The organism is Pseudoalteromonas rhizosphaerae, from assembly GCF_902498845.1.
GTDB lineage: Bacteria > Pseudomonadota > Gammaproteobacteria > Enterobacterales > Alteromonadaceae > Pseudoalteromonas > Pseudoalteromonas rhizosphaerae.
Genome location: NZ_CABVLM010000080.1, coordinates 1 through 250, shown reverse-complemented (window position 1 = coordinate 250; position 250 = coordinate 1). Strand labels below are relative to the sequence as shown.

Below are 250 nucleotides of genomic sequence, written 5' to 3'. Positions count from 1 at the left end.
CAACACAGAGGAAAACGAAAGTTGATTTTGCTCACTGTATGAAGGACTTAGTCGATGAACACTACCCACATGCGAATAAAATTCGTGTCGTGCTAGATAACTTATCGACTCATACGGAAGGTGCGTTGGTATGACTCCCACTGTCAAGTTAAACACACTGATCCTTGCCTAACTTTTTAAGCCATAATTACTTCAGCTCGAATTAGAGCGAGTTAATACATAGGATGAAGCAAGTAATGTCGTCGGTTAT

1 pseudogene is annotated in these 250 nt (G+C 40.4%); it reads left to right on the top strand.

Going from position 1 to position 250, the window contains the following annotated elements:
* Window positions 1-128: pseudogene (locus tag PSR9079_RS24130) on the top strand (IS630 family transposase); the annotation flags it as partial.
* Window positions 129-250: the final 122 nt, after the last annotated feature.